The organism is Micromonospora qiuiae (assembly GCF_016863555.1).
GTDB lineage: Bacteria > Actinomycetota > Actinomycetes > Mycobacteriales > Micromonosporaceae > Micromonospora > Micromonospora qiuiae.
The window spans coordinates 1-1,380 of sequence record NZ_BOPC01000180.1; the positions used below are offsets into that span (position 1 = coordinate 1).

General features: G+C 67.5%; 1 protein-coding gene. It reads right to left on the reverse strand.

Annotated elements, in window-relative coordinates; translation table 11 throughout:
- Positions 1-23: 23 nt before the first annotated feature.
- A complete protein-coding gene (locus Vqi01_RS30285; protein ID WP_239098784.1) occupies positions 24-977 on the reverse strand; it encodes a transposase in 954 nt (317 codons plus the stop codon).
- Positions 978-1,380 lie beyond the last annotated feature (403 nt).

A 1,380-nucleotide genomic window follows, 5' to 3' on the forward strand; every position in this document is an offset into this window, starting at 1 on the left:
TGCAAGATCTGTGAAGGTTTTTGTCAAGCGGTGGCTTCGAGGGTGCGCCAGATTTGGCGGGCTATGTAGCGTTTGAGGCTGCGGGTGATCTCGGTTGGGGTGCGGCCTTCGTTGGTGCGGCGGTTGATGTAGTCCTTGGTGGGTTGGTGGCATCGTTGTCGGGCTTTGGCGATGGTGTGCAGGGCGGCGTTGAGGGTGCGGTCGCCGCCTCGGTTGAGGCGGTGGCGGGTGATGCGGCCGGAGCTGGCGGGGACGGGGCTGACTCCGGCGAGTGAGGCGAAGGCGGCCTCGTTGCGGAACCGGCCGGGGTGCGACCAGGCGGTCAGTGTGATCGCGGCGGTGACGGGGCCGATGCCAGGTTGGTCGAGCAGGGCCGGACAGAGCTTGTCGACCAAGGTACGGATCTCGGTGAGGTTGGCTTTCAGGAGCCGGTCGAGGGTCAGGATCTGTTCGGCGAGGGTTGCCAGTTGGGTGTGGCGCAGTCGGTCGAGGTCGCTGGTGGTGGTGGTGAGGGTGGTGGCGTGTTGGATCTGTCGGAGGGTGCTCAGGCCACGCATCTGTGTGCGTAGGTCGTCGTCGGCGGTGAGGATCACCGATTTGAACAGGTTGATGGTGGCGGTGCGGGTGTCGCTGTAGTGGCGGCGGCAGACGTGCAGTAGGCGCAGGGCTTCCCGGTCGCCGTCGGTGCGGGGTGTGGCGAGGTGGTCGGCGGCCAGCACGGCACGAGCGGCGTGTACGGCGTCCAACGCGTCGGACTTGCCGCCTCGCCGGCGGCGGCCGGTAGCGGGTTTGGGTGCTTCCAGGACGTACTCACCCGCGGCACGCAGCACGCGCAGCAGGCCGACGCCGTGACAGCGAGCGCCATCCAGGGCCCAGGCCCGCCGGCCCGTTCCCAGCGCGGTGGTCTGCCGGCCGGCCCAGGCCAGCAGAACACCGGCACCGTCGGCGGTGGCCGGCACGGTGATTTCCGCCAGCACGGTCCCGACGCAGTGGTCACCGCGGCGGTATGCGTATCGGTATGGGTATCCACACCGATGACCGCATCGACACGGTCGGCCAGACGTTCTGCCAGGATGGAAGACACGGACGATTCTCCCTTGCACGGGACGACGTTCGGACGGCGTCGGCCCGGGAGACGATCACCCGGCGGCAGATCTGTGATGAGTCACGCGACACGGGCTACACACCCTTCGCGGACAGGCTTCTGATCAGGCCAGCAAGGTGGGCCGGGCCGACGCCGGTAACCCACGAGGACAAGTCGGCTCCACGGCACACCATGATGGCGGCCAGATCTTGCATGAGTCACTCGTAGCTCACCGACGTCGAACCCTACCGATGCCAACCCCTCCCGGAACCGGCCCACCTATAGAAGCGTCGGCG